Source organism: Kiloniella antarctica, from assembly GCF_042682825.1.
GTDB lineage: Bacteria > Pseudomonadota > Alphaproteobacteria > Kiloniellales > Kiloniellaceae > Kiloniella > Kiloniella antarctica.
Map to the genome: position 1 here is coordinate 368,457 of NZ_JBHUII010000011.1, position 16,107 is coordinate 384,563.

At 44.0% G+C, this 16,107-nt stretch carries 17 protein-coding genes; 15 read left to right on the top strand and 2 right to left on the bottom strand.

Annotated features, from left to right (window positions below; translation table 11 throughout):
- Nucleotides 1-91 precede the first annotated feature (91 nt).
- Both xth and erpA read right to left on the bottom strand, forming a co-directional pair.
- Nucleotides 92-880 carry an exodeoxyribonuclease III gene (xth, locus tag ACFSKO_RS17750; RefSeq protein WP_380254117.1) on the bottom strand — a complete coding sequence of 263 codons (789 nt, stop codon included), beginning with the start codon at nt 878-880 and terminating at the stop codon, nt 92-94.
- Nucleotides 881-953: 73 nt separating this feature from the next.
- Entirely contained in the window at nt 954-1,295 is a 342-nt protein-coding gene (gene erpA / locus ACFSKO_RS17755) for an iron-sulfur cluster insertion protein ErpA (protein ID WP_380254119.1), read from the bottom strand.
- 341 nt (nt 1,296-1,636) lie between these two features.
- Here erpA and ACFSKO_RS17760 point away from each other — a divergent pair, with 341 nt between their 5' ends.
- The 15 genes from ACFSKO_RS17760 (at nt 1,637) to ACFSKO_RS17830 (ending at nt 16,054) form a co-directional block, all read left to right on the top strand.
- Complete coding sequence (locus ACFSKO_RS17760) at nt 1,637-2,824, top strand: deoxyguanosinetriphosphate triphosphohydrolase (protein ID WP_380254121.1); 1,188 nt, start codon at nt 1,637-1,639, stop codon at nt 2,822-2,824.
- Nucleotides 2,821-4,575, top strand: coding sequence for an arginine--tRNA ligase (argS, locus tag ACFSKO_RS17765; RefSeq protein WP_380254123.1), 1,755 nt, complete (start codon nt 2,821-2,823; stop codon nt 4,573-4,575). The genes ACFSKO_RS17760 and argS overlap by 4 nt, the downstream gene beginning before the upstream one ends.
- Nucleotides 4,575-5,636, top strand: a complete 1,062-nt coding sequence (locus ACFSKO_RS17770) for an SPOR domain-containing protein (protein WP_380254125.1) — start codon at nt 4,575-4,577, stop codon at nt 5,634-5,636. Before argS ends, ACFSKO_RS17770 begins: the two co-directional genes overlap by 1 nt.
- 18 nt (nt 5,637-5,654) lie before the next feature.
- A complete protein-coding gene (nagZ, locus tag ACFSKO_RS17775; protein WP_380254127.1) occupies nt 5,655-6,677 on the top strand; it encodes a beta-N-acetylhexosaminidase in 1,023 nt (340 codons plus the stop codon).
- A 54-nt stretch (nt 6,678-6,731) separates the two neighbouring features.
- On the top strand, nt 6,732-7,430 hold the full coding sequence (locus ACFSKO_RS17780; protein WP_380254129.1) for a site-2 protease family protein: 699 nt from the start codon (nt 6,732-6,734) through the stop codon (nt 7,428-7,430).
- A 9-nt stretch (nt 7,431-7,439) separates the two neighbouring features.
- Nucleotides 7,440-8,330, top strand: a complete 891-nt coding sequence (locus tag ACFSKO_RS17785; protein ID WP_380254131.1) for a segregation and condensation protein A — start codon at nt 7,440-7,442, stop codon at nt 8,328-8,330.
- Nucleotides 8,320-9,054 carry an SMC-Scp complex subunit ScpB gene (scpB, locus tag ACFSKO_RS17790; RefSeq protein ID WP_380254133.1) on the top strand — a complete coding sequence of 245 codons (735 nt, stop codon included), beginning with the start codon at nt 8,320-8,322 and terminating at the stop codon, nt 9,052-9,054. Before ACFSKO_RS17785 ends, scpB begins: the two co-directional genes overlap by 11 nt.
- Before the next feature lie 137 nt (nt 9,055-9,191).
- On the top strand, nt 9,192-10,253 hold the full coding sequence (locus ACFSKO_RS17795; protein ID WP_380254135.1) for an ABC transporter ATP-binding protein: 1,062 nt from the start codon (nt 9,192-9,194) through the stop codon (nt 10,251-10,253).
- Nucleotides 10,254-10,368: 115 nt separating this feature from the next.
- Nucleotides 10,369-10,578 carry a twin-arginine translocase TatA/TatE family subunit gene (locus ACFSKO_RS17800; RefSeq protein WP_380254137.1) on the top strand — a complete coding sequence of 70 codons (210 nt, stop codon included), beginning with the start codon at nt 10,369-10,371 and terminating at the stop codon, nt 10,576-10,578.
- A gap of 84 nt (nt 10,579-10,662) precedes the next feature.
- Entirely contained in the window at nt 10,663-11,157 is a 495-nt protein-coding gene (gene tatB / locus ACFSKO_RS17805) for a Sec-independent protein translocase protein TatB (RefSeq protein ID WP_380254139.1), read from the top strand.
- Nucleotides 11,158-11,162: 5 nt separating this feature from the next.
- Entirely contained in the window at nt 11,163-11,963 is an 801-nt protein-coding gene (tatC, locus tag ACFSKO_RS17810) for a twin-arginine translocase subunit TatC (RefSeq protein ID WP_380254141.1), read from the top strand.
- A gap of 101 nt (nt 11,964-12,064) precedes the next feature.
- Nucleotides 12,065-13,342 carry a serine--tRNA ligase gene (serS, locus tag ACFSKO_RS17815; RefSeq protein ID WP_380254143.1) on the top strand — a complete coding sequence of 426 codons (1,278 nt, stop codon included), beginning with the start codon at nt 12,065-12,067 and terminating at the stop codon, nt 13,340-13,342.
- Nucleotides 13,335-14,129, top strand: coding sequence for a 5'/3'-nucleotidase SurE (gene surE / locus ACFSKO_RS17820; protein WP_380254145.1), 795 nt, complete (start codon nt 13,335-13,337; stop codon nt 14,127-14,129). Before serS ends, surE begins: the two co-directional genes overlap by 8 nt.
- On the top strand, nt 14,126-14,767 hold the full coding sequence (locus ACFSKO_RS17825) for a protein-L-isoaspartate(D-aspartate) O-methyltransferase (protein WP_380254147.1): 642 nt from the start codon (nt 14,126-14,128) through the stop codon (nt 14,765-14,767). The genes surE and ACFSKO_RS17825 overlap by 4 nt, the downstream gene beginning before the upstream one ends.
- Nucleotides 14,768-14,803: 36 nt before the next feature.
- Nucleotides 14,804-16,054 (top strand): peptidoglycan DD-metalloendopeptidase family protein, encoded by a 1,251-nt coding sequence (locus tag ACFSKO_RS17830; RefSeq protein WP_380254149.1) that lies wholly within the window; start codon nt 14,804-14,806, stop codon nt 16,052-16,054.
- Nucleotides 16,055-16,107 lie beyond the last annotated feature (53 nt).

The window sequence follows — 16,107 nt, forward strand, 5'->3', positions numbered from 1 at the left end:
AGTACAGAGTATAATTACCCCTATGGTAACCCACGGCTTTTCAATAAGTAACCTTGGCAGATTATCGAAGAGAGGGAAAAACATAAGGGCTTTATGCCGCCGCGAGCTCGCACACAACAGGTGTATGGTCAGAAGGAGATTCTTTACCCCGTGGTTCTTTATCAATGTTACAGGATGTTAAAAGGTCTGCGGCTTGTGGGGACAGCATCATAAGATCAATGCGGATGCCGTTGTTGTGTGCAAAAGCACTCTTTTGATAATCCCAATAGCTGTAGACATGAGTTTCTTTATTTAAACTGCGCCAAGCTTCACTGTACCCAAGGTATTCCAGTGCACGGTAGCGATCTCTGGAATCTTGGTGAGTATGGGAACTTCCTGCGAAACGACGGGCATCAAACACATCATCATCAGTAGGAATTAAATTGTAGTCTCCCGCGAGAACAACAGGCTGTTCTGATTCTAAAAGTGTGCGCGCGCGGACGTTGAGGCGTTCCATCCACTTTAATTTGTACGGAAACTTAACTTCATCCGTTAAATTATGGTTGTTGTTTCCATTGGGCAAATAGATGGAAGCGACACGTATGCCAAAGGTTGTTCCTTCGATATATCGGGCGTGATCATCATCAACATCACCTGGAAGTTCTCTTATAACGTCTGTAATTGGTTCTTTGGAAATTAAAGCAACGCCGTTGTAACTCTTTTGCCCAACGATTTCTACGTGATAGCCCAACTCTTCAAATTCAAGGTAGGGGAACTTCTCCGCAACAGTCTTGAGTTCTTGTAGCAAAAGAACATCAGGTGAAACCGTTTTAATCCAGTCAAGAACATTGGGGAGACGTTTGTTGATGGAATTTACATTCCAAGTCGCAATCTTGACCATTAGAGAACGGGCTCCAGAAAAGGTAAAATGAATTTATAACCAGAAATACTCAGGTTATATGTTGAGGTTGTGTCTAGATCGCGAAAGATGTTCCGCATCCGCAAGAGGCTGTGGCGTTTGGATTGTTAATCCTAAAGGAAGCGCCCATAAGGTCTTCGATGAAATCAACCTCTGAACCGTTTAAGATATCTAGAGACATTTCATCTATAACGGCTTTGGTACCATCGGTTTGAAATGTTTTGTCATCTTCGTTGATGGAGCTATCAAAAGAAAATCCATACTGAAATCCTGAGCAACCACCGCCAGACACCGTTATCCGTAACATAAGATCGGGGTTGCCTTCTTGTACGGCAAGCCATGCCACGCGCTTTGCAGCACTGGAGGAAAGTGAAATTGAAGGGCTTTGGTCAGTCATAATTTTGTATCCGTCAATTCAGGCGTCAAGATCGAGTATAGGTCCGTGTACCAAGTTTTAGATTTCAAGTTCTGGGCATCAATTCTGGAACGACCTAACTCATTTGTGTAAAACAAATTGGTGTGTAGAACAAACTGGCACCCTAATTAATAAAATGCACGCATTTGCCAATACTCTACCACATTTTCAAGCTTTACCATGGCTCAGATATGTATGTAAGGAAGAACATGAGAGTGTCAATCTTCATTTGTTAAAAGAGCGTCCCATAGGGAATTGTCTCGGATTTGATAAAATGGGTTAATTAGCCTTTACTAAAGGCCTTATACAGCTAGTCTTTTGCTATGAAAAAGGACGATTCGAAAAAACTTTATGCCTCTTATCCTGAAAGTTCTCGCGGACGGCTCTTAACTGAGCCGGAAAGCCAGACTCGAACATGTTTTCAACGGGATCGGGATCGGGTTATCCACTCAATTGCTTTTCGAAGATTGCAATATAAAACTCAAGTATTTGTTTACCACGAGGGTGATCATTTTAGAACACGGTTGACCCATTCCCTGGAGGTCGCCCAAATAGCCCGTAGTCTGAGCCGAACCTTGAGGGTCGATGAAGACCTTGCTGAAGGCATCGCTTTAGCACACGATCTTGGCCACACGCCTTTTGGTCATGCGGGTGAAGATGCCATGAAGGATGTCATGGAGCCGTTTGGCGGGTTTGACCATAATGAACAAACCTTTCGGATCGTTACACAATTAGAGCGGCGCTATGCAGACTTTAACGGTTTAAATCTAACGTGGGAAAGTCTGGAGGGGTTGGCGAAACACAATGGACCTCTTGATGGTCCTAATGCGCGTCATGAACATGTCCCCGACAGCATTTTAAAATATTGTAAAAATGCGCGAGATCTTGAAATTTCCTCTTTTGCCAGTCTAGAGGCTCAGGTTGCAGCGGTTGCGGATGATATCGCTTATAATAACCATGATATTGATGATGGAATTCGGGCTGGGTTGTTTGAAATAGAAGATTTACTTAAGTTACCCTTGGTTGGTGACATCTTTTTAAATGTTATGAAGCGATATCCCAACCTCGAGAAAGAAAGCCTTGTACACGAGGCTGTCAGAAGTCTTATTGGCTATATGACTGAAGATGTTTTAAAAGAAACCAACGACCGCTTGTTAGCTGCGCAACCCAAAACGGTTTATGACATAAGATGTCAGAAAAGAGCCATGGTTGCCTTCTCTGATGACTTTAAGAAAGTTGAAAGAGAGTTGCGAGCTTTCCTTTTCGAGCGTATGTATCGCCATGAAAAGGTCAAAGAAATGCGAGAACGTGTAAAGCAGGTTGTGAGAAACCTATTTTCGCATTATTCAGAACACCCGGAAGAGCTTCCTGATTATTGGCGTTTGGAAGCTGGAACGAAATTAACGAAGCGTAGCGCCCGTTTAATTGCAGATTATATTGCTGGAATGACGGATCGCTTTGCTTTTGAACAACACAGACAGATTTTCAATCTGGATTTTGAGATAAAATGAACGTTTTCAAAGATCTAAGAACTAAAGTTATTGAGCAACTCGAAGATATGGTTGCGGCTGGTGAAATTCCTGCGGGATTAGATTTTTCCCGTGTCGCAGCAGAACCTCCACGAGATCCTTCCCATGGTGATGCCGCAACAAATGCTGCCATGGTGCTTTCTAAAGCAGCTGGGATGAAACCTCGAGACCTCGCCGGTTTACTTGCTGCGCGACTAGAATCCTTAGATGTTGTGAAATCAGTTGAAATTGCGGGCCCCGGATTTATTAATTTAAGGTTGGACCAAGATTTCTGGTTCGCACAGATTAGAACCATCCTTGAGGCTGGAAAATCGTATGGCGATTCCGATATGGGGAAGGGCGAAAAGGTCAACGTTGAGTATGTCTCGGCTAATCCTACCGGGCCTTTAACTGTTGGTCATGCACGGGGCGCGATTGTCGGTGACGCGCTTGCCTCGTTATTATCCAAAGTTGGATATGATGTCTGCCGTGAATATTACATCAATGATGCCGGTAATCAGGTCAATGTTTTGGCCAACTCTGCTTATCTGAGATACCGCGAAGCGCTAGGTGAAGATATCGGAGAAATACCAGAGGGATTTTATCCGGGCGAATACCTCAAAGACGTTGGGAAAGCTCTCGCCAATCGAGATGGTGAAAAGTGGCTTGGTAAAGAAGAAAGCGTTTGGCTTTCTGAAGTTAGAGAATTTGCCATCAGCCAATTGATGGAGCTTATCAGAAGTGATTTGGCTGCACTGGGTGTCGTTATGGATCTCTATTCCTCAGAACGCGCACTGGTTGAAGCTGGTGGTGTCGATGAGGTGATGACCGTTCTTGAAGCTAAAAACTTAGTTTACACAGGTGTGTTAGAGCCTCCAAAAGGTAAGCAACTGGAAGACTGGGAAGAACGTCCGCAGACTCTCTTTAAGTCCATGGAATTTGGCGACGATGTTGATCGTCCAATTAAGAAGTCTGACGGTAGTTGGACTTATTTTGCGGGCGATATGGCCTATCACCTCGACAAATATCGTCGTGGTTTTAATACGATGATCAACGTTTGGGGTGCAGATCACGGCGGTTACATTAAGCGTATGCAAGCTGCTGTTAGCGCTGTTACGGATAAAAAAGGCAGCCTGGATGTTAAAATCTGCCAACTTGTGAAGTTGATGCGCGACGGTGATGTTGTCAAAATGTCCAAACGTTCGGGCAATTTTATTACCTTACGTTCAGTGATCGATGAAGTTGGTAAAGATGTTGTTCGCTTTATCATGTTGACCCGTAAAAACGATGCCTCGCTTGAGTTCGATCTGGTAAAGGTGCTTGAACAAAGCAAAGACAATCCGGTCTTTTATGTTCAGTATGCGCATGCTCGGAACTGTTCTGTTCTTAAACATGCCACAGATGAATTTTCTTCAATAGATCTATCTATTGAGACTTTAAAGAACCTAGACCTGTCTGTTCTTAACAGCGAAGATGAACTTCGTTTGGTAAAATTACTTTGTGCATGGCCAAGATTACTGGAAAGCGCAGGGGAAGCACACGAACCTCATAGGATTGCTTTTTATCTCTATGATCTTGCTGCTGAACTTCACTCTCTTTACCATAAGGGTAAGTTGAATCCACGCATGCGTTTCATTGTTCGTGATGATCAAGATCTTACGCAGGCACGCATGGCACTTCTTGAAGCAACAAATAATGTTATTGCTTCTGGCCTTGAGATGTTTGGCATTGAACCAGCTGAGGAAATGCGCTGATGTCTTCTAAACCGACTGATGATCTAAGAGATTTTGAAAAAGTACGGCAAAACGAGTCAATGCGTATGGTTGCAGATCGAAATGCTGATAAGGCATCCAATACATTTGATGATTTGCCTAATGATGAACTTTCTGGTGAGGAATACTGGGAAGATGAAATCGATTTGGATGATGACCCTGGTGCTGGTATTTTTAAAAAATTAATGCCTGTTGGTCTTGGTTTGATTGCTGTTTCAATTGTTGGAGGCGGTATTTTGATTATGCTGGGTGATAACTCACCCAAACAAAATATCCCAGATGCTATTCCCTTGATTGAGGCCGAGACCACCCCTGAAAAAACCAAGCCAGAATCTCCTGGGGGCATGAAAATTCCTCATCAGGATAAGCTCGTTTTGAATGAGGAAGGTAAAGGCAATAAAACAATTAAAGTTGAAAAGTTGTTGCCGCCACCTGAAGTGCCTCAACCACCAAAGGCTGATGCTGTTGCGCCAGTTACCGATACAAATACAGTTATAACTGAGGTTCCTGAAAAGGCCGCTCAGGATAACGGAGAAGGTGTTGCCGAAACATTAGCGGGCTCGACAGAGGTGTCTGAGACAAAACAACCAGCACAAGTAGCTGCGGTTACAGAAGCCCCGGCACCGGAAGTTGAGTCTGTACTCGCACCCAAGAAACCAGAGCAGGTTCCCGAAGTGCCAAAAGTGACTAAAACAGAACCGAAAGCTTCTGAAACTAAAGAAGTGGTTGCGGTGGCTCCGGCCTCAACTCCGGCGCCAAGCAAAACTCTTGAGGCCGCAAAGCCCGTATCCGGTCAGTACGTCCTTCAGTTGGCTTCGTTGAAATCCAAAGACGGTGCCATGACTGAGTGGGGCGGTATGCAGAAGAAGCTATCCAGCCTTCTTGGTGATAAGAATCCCATTATCGAAAAGGCCAACATTACAGGGGTCGGGGTTCGATACCGTCTGCAAACCGGGCCTTTTGCCGATAAAAAAACAGCGAATGATTTTTGTGCCAAGCTCAAGTCGGCTAAAAGAGATTGCCTCGTTAAAAAAGTAAAATAGGAATTCTGGGGCGGTAAAATGGGATGTAATTCTGTTATCTTCGGGTGTGAAGGACACAGCCTAACGGATTGGGAAAAAGGATTTTTTCCTGAAATTAATCCTTATGGCTTTATCCTTTTTGGCCGAAATTGTGATACTCCTGACCAAATTAAAAACCTGATAACTGAATTACGGGAACTTTCTGGCCGGGATGATCTTCCTGTGCTGGTTGATCAAGAAGGGGGGCGTGTCGCCCGACTTCGACCTCCCCATTGGCGGCGTACTCCCCCGGCGGCGATATTTGGAAAGATCTACGAACACTCTCCAGAACAAGGTATTCGGGCGGCTTATCTGAATTCTTGTCTGATTGCTCAGGAATTACTTGAGCTTGGTTTTACAGCTGATTGTGCCCCCGTGTTGGATCTTACAATCCCGGGAGCGCATGAAATTGTTGGTGATCGATCCTATGGCGCAACGCCAGAGCAGGTCGCGGCTCTTGGCCGGTCTGTAAGTAGAGGGTTTCTGGATAGCGGTATTATGCCTGTGGTCAAACATTTACCCGGCCATGGTCGGGCAATGGTGGACAGTCATAAAGAGCTTCCGCGGGTTGATACTTCGAAATTGGAGCTTTCGAAAAGTGACTTTGAAGCTTTTAGGTTGATGAACGATGCCCCTTGGGGAATGACCGCGCATGTGATCTATGAAAACATTGATCCCGATAATATCGCAACGGTTTCTGAAAAGGTGATTAAAGAGATTATTCGCGGAGAAATTGGTTTTAGCGGTATTCTTCTCTCTGACGATCTTTCGATGAAAGCCATGCATGGTACATATGAAGAACGTGCACAATCATCTCTTCAATCCGGATGTGATCTTGCGCTGCATTGTAATGGTGACCAATTAGAGATGGAATCAGTTTCTAAAGGGCTTACGCGGATCAATGAAAGTACACAAATACGATTAGATAATGCTTGGAGCTTACGCAAAGAGCCTTCTCTTGGTAGGGATGAACCTCTCGCTGAATTAACTTCTTTAATCTCACCTTATTGGCCTTCATTATAAGACCACTATCGTATCATAAACATCAGATGCCTTTTCTAATCAGGATTAATTTCAATGAGTATTGCAGACTTCCTGGAAGGAGCCTCTATTTGGGTTCTACCAGTTCTATTAGCCGTTACGCTTCATGAAGCTGCACATGCCTATGTTGCAAAACTTCTAGGAGATGATACAGCTACAAAATTAGGACGGGTAAGTCTTAACCCTTTAAAACATATCGATCCATTTGGAACGGTACTTTTACCTGGGATACTTATATTTTCTGGTGCTCCTTTTCTTTTTGGATGGGCTAAACCCGTACCAGTGGTTTTTGGTCGATTAAGAAACCCTAAGCGCGATATGATTTTTGTGGCAATTGCCGGGCCAATATCAAATATCTTAATAGCTTTAATCGCGGCGTTTTGCTTTAACTTTATTCCTCTTATCGACAACCCTGTCGCTTATAAATGGGTGGCGCAAAACTTATCTAATGCGATTAATATTAATCTGATTTTGGCTATATTTAATATGTTTCCTATTTTACCTTTGGATGGAGGACGTATACTTACGGGATTATTACCTACACCGCTCGCTATTAAATTCTCTAAGTCAGAACGTTATGGAATGTTTGTATTACTTGGATTAATTTTTCTGTTACCAATGATCGGACAACAAATCGGTACTGATCTTGATATATTTAGATACGTAATGATTGAGGCAAAGAGTGCTATAATTCCGTTTTTTCAGGAATTAGCTAATCTTATAAAATTCAATTAAAGGAAATAAGTGACAGAAACGCCGTTATTTGAGGAAGATAATCAGTCTGAAAGGGATGACGCGCTAAAGGCGCTTCATCCGCTTGTTCTCGACCTTGAGGGGTTTGAGGGACCGATTGATGTTCTTCTTCAGCTGGCGCGAGATCAAAAGGTTGATCTGACACAAATTTCCATTCTCGATCTGGCCAATCAATATATTGACTTTATCCAGCAGGCGCATGAATTAAGACTAGAGCTTGCCGCCGATTATCTGGTTATGGCTGCGTGGCTGGCTTATCTCAAATCCCGACTGTTATTACCAGCTCCCCAAGGGGATGATGAGCCTTCGGGTGCAGAGCTTGCGGCATCTTTAAAATTTCAACTCCAACGTCTACAGACCATGCAGGATGCCGGGAAAAATCTTATGGCTCGACCTCAGTTGGGCGTGGATTTTTTTGCCAGAGGAACACCGGAAAATACGGGTGTTATAGAGAAGACAAGCTATGAAGTGTCTCTCTTTGAGCTCTTGAAAGCTTACGGCAATACCCGAGCCAAAACGGAAACCAAAAGCTTATTAATTGAACATATGGAATTACATTCCGTTGAAGAGGCGATAGAGAGGCTTTCCGCAATTCTTGGAACCTTGCCTGATTGGCGGGATCTTCAACAATTTTTACCTCGTAATATACAATCGGGTATCCTTGGGCGCTCAGCTGTGGTCTCTCTGTTTGCTGCCAGTCTTGAGATGTGTCGGGAAGGGAAGCTCGAATTAAAGCAGACAGAAACCTTTGGCCCAATTTACATCAAAGACGGCATCAAAAACGGACCTAAAAGCGAAAGCTTTAGTGGACCTGACACTGACACTGTGATCATGGATGGTCTTCCAATGGGTAATGTTAAGGGGGAAACAAATGGTTCTTGAGACCAAGTATGATCATATTCGTCTTATTGAAGCATTACTTTTTGCGGCAACGGAACCTCTCTCGCCCAAAGATTTAGCTCGTCATTTTCCACCCGATACTGACCTCTTATCTCTTCTCAAGGAGCTCAAGGCTGTTTATGAGAGCAGGGGGGTAAATCTTTTGCAACTGGATGAGAAGTGGGCCTTTCGTACAGCCCCTGATATGGCTCCTTTGCTTAGAATTGAACAAAGTCAGGTTAAGCGTTTAACCCGTGCGGGTATCGAAACCCTTGCCATTATTGCCTATCATCAACCTGTTACCAGAGCAGAAATTGAAGAAATTCGCGGTGTTGCGCTTTCCAAAGGAACTTTGGATACCTTGCTCGAAATAGGTTGGGTACGCCCGAAGGGACGGCGTCGAACACCAGGACGACCGGTAACTTGGGCGACGAGTGATCGGTTTCTAGATCATTTTTCTATTGAAAACTTGGATGATCTCCCTGGTTTAGACGAGTTGAAGGTTGCTGGTCTTTTGGACGCAAGGCCTGCCATTACGGCATTAGGAGATCATGGCGATTTACTATCCGTGGCTGGAGACGGGGTTGATATTGATACTCTTGATGATGAGAATGAACCTTTTATTGAAACGCTGCAGTCAGACTTTGGTGATGAACTTGTCAACTCTGAGGATGAATCGGCTAAAAATACAGATAAAGACAGAGATCAATCTTCATTGCCTGTTTAGGTATTTTTGACAAAATAACGAATTGTGAGCTTTTAAGTGCGACATTTTGGAAGCAGGCTCTAGTTGATATTGATTTTTAACTGCAGTTCTGCGTAGGTTGCACAAAGTGTAATAAAGTTTAACGGTACGGTTACTTCATGCCCGCGCTCTCTTTGGAAAATGTAAGCCATCGTTTTGGCAAATTAGCAGCAGTAAATGATGTCAGCCTGTCTATTGAGGCTGGTGAGTTTATTTGCCTGTTAGGTCCTTCGGGATGCGGGAAGACCACTATTTTACGTTTAGCGGCGGGACTGGAACCTCTTCAGGGCGGCATTGTTCGTATGGGAGGAACCGTTGTTGCTGATCGTTCTGTTGAAACGCCTCCGGAAGAGAGGTCCGTAGGTTTGGTTTTTCAAGACTATGCCTTGTTTCCCCACCTCAATGTAGAAAAAAACATAGCGTTTGGACTTTCTCACCTTTCCAGAGGTGAGCGAAAGTCTCGGGTGTTGGAAACTCTACAACAAGTAGGCATGGCTGATTATATTGAAGCTTATCCCCATACTTTGTCTGGCGGTCAACAACAGCGGGTTGCACTGGCCCGAGCTATAGCGCCCAGACCAAAGCTTGTTTTGCTTGACGAGCCTTTTTCCGGGCTTGATGTTCGTCTTCGGAACCAAATCAGAGATGAAACTGTTCGAGTTTTAAAAGAAAACGGCACCGCGACATTGATGGTTACCCACGATCCAGAAGAGGCCATGTTCATGGCAGATAGGATAGCCATCATGCGTGAGGGCAAGATTATCCAACTGGCGACGCCATCGGAACTTTATACAAAGCCTGCAGACCCTTTTGTTGCGCATTTTTTTGGTGATTTGAATGAATTTGATGGGGTTTGTGATAACGGGCAAGTTGCCACACCCTTTGGACCGCTTAATACACCAAGTGTACCACATGGATCTCCTGTTAATATTCTTATCCGTCATGAAGGGGTGTTGTTGGGAGAAAAAGTCAATGGTACAGGGGTGGAAGCCAGTGTCTTAAAATCGCGAATGTTAGGGCGAACTTCACTGGTAGATTTTAAAATTCCCAATGGCTTGTCTAATGATCTTCATGTAAAAGCTCGATTGGAAAGTGCAGTTATTCCCGAAGCAGGAAAGAAGATTGTTCTTGAGCTGGATCAACGTCTCGCCTTTGTCTTTTCTGCTCTGCCAATTGAATAATTATGTGTTTCATACAAGACACTTAAACCCGATACGTATGAATCGTTGATTGACCCTGATCTTTTTGCCATAGTCCCAAGCAGATTATTAGGTTTTTATCTCCAGGGAGAGAGTAATGGGTACGTTCAGCATTTGGCATTGGCTGATTGTTTTAGTTGTTGTTTTGGTTCTCTTCGGTGGCGGCGGTAAGCTGAGTAAGCTTATGGGTGACGCAGGCTCAGGCATCAAAGCCTTCAAAAAAGGTCTAAAAGAAGAAAACAAAGATACTGCTGCTTCTGAAAATGAAGAAAGCAAAATCATTTCCGAGGATAAAGACAAAGCATAAACCCATTTAGGGTTTCAATTGGCCTGATGGATTTTCCAGATGGGTTTCAATTGAACAGAGCTTTGACTTAAGGAGCAGTAACCTATGTTCGACATTGGTTGGTCGGAAATGATGGTCGTTGCAGTTCTAACCCTGTTAATTATGGGTCCTAAAGAGCTGCCTAACACGCTGCGAACAGTATCCAAGTGGATAAAGAAAGCAAAAGGGCTGGCGCGTGAGTTCCAGTCCGGTGTGGACGATGTTATTCGTGAGTCAGACCTTCAAGACGCCAGAAAAGCACTTGAGGGTTCAAATAGTGAATCTATTCGTAAAACTCTGGAAGACGTAATTGATCCAAGCCAAAGCCTGTCCAAAGCCACGCAAGAGGTGAAGGACGGCGTTGAGGCTATCGCAAAAGATGCGAATAAGGATGTCGAAGAAGAAGAGCATAATCCTTTTTCTTCCATTACAACGCCGCCAACAAATCTTGTATCTGATACGCCAAAAGCCCCTAAAGCTGAGGCTAAAAAAAGTGACGACCTTAAACCTGTCATTGCTTCGGATACAGATCGTGAAACAACCTCTTCTAAAAGTAGCTAATCATTGTGACTGATACGACAGAAGAACAAAAAATGCCCTTGCTGGAGCATTTGATTGAACTCAGAAAACGCCTTCTATGGAGTGTACTCACTCTGTTGTTTGCTTTTTTGGCATCCTTTGCCTTTGCCGAATATCTTTTTGAGTTTTTAGCTGCCCCTTTGGCTGAGGTTATGCGAGAAAATGCTGTAAGTGACCGTGAAACTCGGTTGATCTTTACAGATTTGACAGAGGTTTTTTTCACCTATGTCAAAGTAGCTTTCTTTTTTGGCGCCTTTATCAGTTGTCCGATTTTTCTATCTCAAATTTGGCTCTTTGTGGCTCCAGGTTTGTATAAAAACGAAAAATCAGCCTTTGCGCCGTTTTTAATAGCCTCACCGATTTTGTTTTTTATTGGTGGTGCGTTGGTTTATTACGTTATCTTCCCAATGGCGGCCGAGTTTTTCCTTGGATTTCAGGTTCAAGGAAGTGAAAGTACAATTGCAATTGAGCTCGAAGCCAAGGTTAATGAGTACTTCTCGCTTATGATGAAGCTCATCTTTGCCTTTGGTATTTGTTTTCAGCTTCCAGTACTTATGACTTTGTTGGCAAAAGTTGGCATGGCTACCTCCAAAGGAATGGCCGAAAAACGTAAATATGCTATCGTTGGCGTATTTATCGTCGCTGCAATTTTTACCCCGCCCGATCCCTTGAGCCAGTTGGCTTTAGCCATTCCAATCGTTCTGCTTTATGAAATTTCTATTCTTATGGCTAAGATGGTTGAGAAAAAACGGGCCGAAGAAGAAAACGCTGAATCGACAGATACTTAAAACGAATACTGTACAAGCTTCCTGTATCCTTTTGATAAGGTGCAGGAAGCATTCAGCTTTTATTGAATTTTGTCTCTATCAAAATAAGGACAGAGATACCTATGTATGATTTAAAGTTAATCCGAGAAACACCGGAAGTTCTGGATGAAGGACTCAAACGGCGTAATTTAGAGCCAATGTCAGCACGCATTCTTGAGCTGGATAAACAACATCGCGCTATACAGGCTGAACTGCAAGATATGCAGGCGCGCCGTAACGATGCGTCGAAACAAATTGGTATAGCTAAACGTAATGGAGATGATGCTTCTGACCTCATGGCAGAGGTTGCTGAGATTAAATCAGGCATGGCTGAAAAAGAATCGGCTGATAACGACTTAGCGAACCAGATTAAGGATATTCTTTCAGGAATGCCCAATCGCCCTCTGGATGATGTTCCTGTTGGTGCGGATGAAGATGATAATATTCTAGCGCGTCTGGTTGGTGATAAACCAAAACTGTCCTTTGATGCCAAACAACATTTTGAGCTTGGTGAAGTAGATGGCGAAATGGACTTTGAACTTGCTGCGAAGCTTTCTGGTTCAAGGTTTGTTGTTCTGAAAGGTGGTGTTGCCCGGTTATATCGGGCGTTGTCACAGTTCATGATCGATCTTCATATTGATGAGCATGGATATACTGAGGTTATACCTCCCGTATTAGTTCGTGATCATGCTATGTATGGAACGTCACAACTTCCTAAATTCGCCGAAGATTCTTTCCGTACAGAAGAGGGATTTTGGTTGATACCAACAGCTGAAGTTCCTTTGACAAACACTGTGGCTGGCGAAATCTTAAAAGATTCTGATCTTCCAAGACGTATGACAGCACTTACGCCTTGTTTCCGTTCTGAAGCTGGATCTGCGGGACGTGATACCCGTGGTATGCTGCGTCAACACCAGTTCGATAAGGTTGAAATGGTTTCCATTGTTCATCCTGATAAATCGGATGAAGAATTAGAACGTATGACAGGTTGTGCCGAAGATGTTTTAAAGCGTCTGGGGCTGCACTACCGCGTGGTTGTGCTTTGTACTGGCGACATGGGATTTGGTGCGCGTAAAACCTATGATATTGAAGTGTGGCTTCCTGGTCAGGATGCTTATCGTGAAATTTCAAGTTGTTCCACCTGTGGGGATTTTCAAGCTCGTCGTATGAATGCTCGCTTCCGCCCTGCAGATAGTAAAAAGCCTTCATTTGTACATACATTAAACGGATCAGGTGTGGCCGTTGGACGTTGTTTGATTGCGGTTATGGAAAACTATCAACAAGCTGATGGCTCTATTATTGTGCCAGAAGTTTTACGTCCTTACATGGGCGGCAAGGAGAGCATTCTTACGAATGAGTAAGATTATACACGATCTTTCGAAGGCACGGGTGCTACTGTCTAACGATGATGGCATTCACGCCGAAGGATTAGCTGTTCTTGAAGATGTTGCACGAAACCTATCTGATGATGTTTGGGTGATTGCCCCAGAAGTAGAACAAAGCGCTGCAAGTCATTCATTGACTTTGCGTCGGCCATTACGTGAACGAAAGCTTGGCGATAAACGCTATTCGATTGATGGAACACCGACGGACTGCGTCTTAATGGGTATGAAGTATCTTATGAAAGGGCAGCGCCCTGACCTCGTTCTCTCTGGGGTTAATGTTGGTGCCAACCTTGGTGAAGATGTAATCTATTCGGGAACAGTAGCTGCTGCTATGGAAGGCGCTATCCTTGGTGCGCGATCTATTGCACTTAGTCTGCGCCCGGATAACCATGATGATACAGTATATCATTGGAATACTGTCCGAAAATTTGCACCGGATATTATTCGAAAACTATCGCTTTGGCAGGGGCAGGAAACGTCTAATCTTTTATTCAACGTCAACTTTCCTGGGATACCAGCCGATCAGGTCAAAGGTGTAAAGGTTTGTCGTCAGGGGCATCGAGATGAAGAAACCACCGTTGTTGAAGGTAGCGATCCCAACGGAAGGCCCTTTTTATGGGTGGGGCAATTTGTCAGTCATCACACCTCTGTGCCCAATGCGGATCTGACTGCGATTGCAGAAAACTACATTACGATAACCCCTTTGAAATACGATCTGACGGATCATGGCGTTCTTGAGAAAATGGGTCAGCTTTTCCCATGAGCCTGGAAGCGCGAAAAATCAGGTTGATCATGGAACTGCGCCGCGGGGGCATTTCGGATACAGATGTCTTGTCTGCGATTGAGCGCATTCCAAGAGAAGCTTTTGTTCCAAAACCCTTTCAAGATCAGTCATACGAAAATATGGCGCTGCCAATTGGTCGGGGACAGACTTTAAGTCAGCCTCAGGTTGTCGCGATGATGACGCAGGCTCTTACCTTGAATAAACGCATGAAGGTTCTCGAAGTTGGAACTGGGTCGGGATACCAAGCTGCAATCCTTTCCCGTTTGTGTCGTAGGGTTTACACTATCGAGCGCTACAAAGAGCTATTATCCGAGGCAGAAGAACGCTTTACAGAGTTACGTCTTCACAATGTGACCACAAAGTTGGGAGATGGTTACAAGGGGTGGAAGGAACAAGCACCTTTCGAACGCATAATTATCACAGCTGCGCCTAAAGAAATTCCACAGGCACTGCTTGAGCAATTAGCAATTGGTGGTATCCTTGTCTTACCACTTGGATCGCAGGGAAATAATCAAGAACTGATTAGAATTACACGAACTGAGCATGGTTTTGATCAGGAAAATTTGGGGGGCGTACGTTTTGTACCTCTCGTACATGGAATGCCTAAGGAACGATAAGGTCGATATCCCGAGGTCAAAGTGGGATAGGCTAACGTGCGTTACAAAATAATGTTTGATAAGAAATACTTATCTATTTTGAAAGTTCCTATCCTGCTTCTCTCAGCAGGATTGTATGGATGTACCTTTCAGCCTCCTTCGTTTCCAATACTGTCGGGTTCTTCATCATCGTCTCAAAAGTCTGAGGCGAAAGTTTACCGGTATTTACCTCCAACGGCTTTACCAAAACGCAAACCGACGCCGCCACCGAGACCACAAACCTTTGAGCAGGGCACTGGAACTGTTGCCGGAAACGAAATTCCGGCCTTGTTTCCTAATCGTATCCCTTTACCGAAAAGAAACCCAAGGCGTGGTAATACCAAGGTACAGGCACTTAATAATTCAGATAATAAAACGGCCACTAATTCTGGGTTACAAACTATTTCGACCTCTAAAAATGGCGCATCTGATAACGCAACCTTCCGATACAAAGTTATGCGAGGGGACAGCGTTTATTCAATCTCTCGTGACAAACGAGTCTCTATTAGAGAATTGATTATCTTAAACAAACTGTCTGCGCCTTATAAGTTAGTTGCAGGGCAGGTTATCCAACTCCCTGTTTCTAAAGAACATGTCGTTGCTGGGGGGGATACGATATATGGCATTTCACGACGTTACGGCGTGGAAACGACAGAATTGGTACGTATCAATAAAATTCAACCTCCTTATTCTTTACGCGTTGGGCAACGGTTGAATTTGCCTGCCCTGAGAAAAAGTACTGTTTCAAGTGCGGCTGTGACTAAAAAAGCTGTTCGTTCAACGATAAAAAAACAGACTGTATCTGCTCCTTCAACACAAGATTCTGCTGTTAATCGTGTTCCTGAAGCCAAAAATTTTACCGGACCAGTTCCTAAACCATTACCGCGTTCGGCGAGTAATTTTTTGCGCCCTGTAAACGGAAAGATCATCTCCACCTTTGGTCCCAAACCCGGCGGCATTCATAATGACGGAATGAATATTGAGGCTAAAAAGGGTACGACAGTTAAAGCTGCAGAAAATGGCGTAGTTGTTTATGCAGGAAGCGAGTTGAAGGGCTTTGGTCAAATGTTATTGGTTAAACATTCTGATGGGTGGGTTACTGCCTACGCACATACGGACCAACTCTTGGTTGGTCGAGGACAAAGGGTCAAAAGAGGGCAGGCTATTGCTAAGGTAGGGAGTACCGGGAACGTTTCAAAGCCTCAACTTCATTTTGAGATAAGAAAAGGCTCTGAAGCGGTAAATCCAGCTAAGCTGATTACCAAATAGATAATTCTATTTTTCAGGAGCAGATTTATTATTTCCTGGGCCCTGTTTTTAGA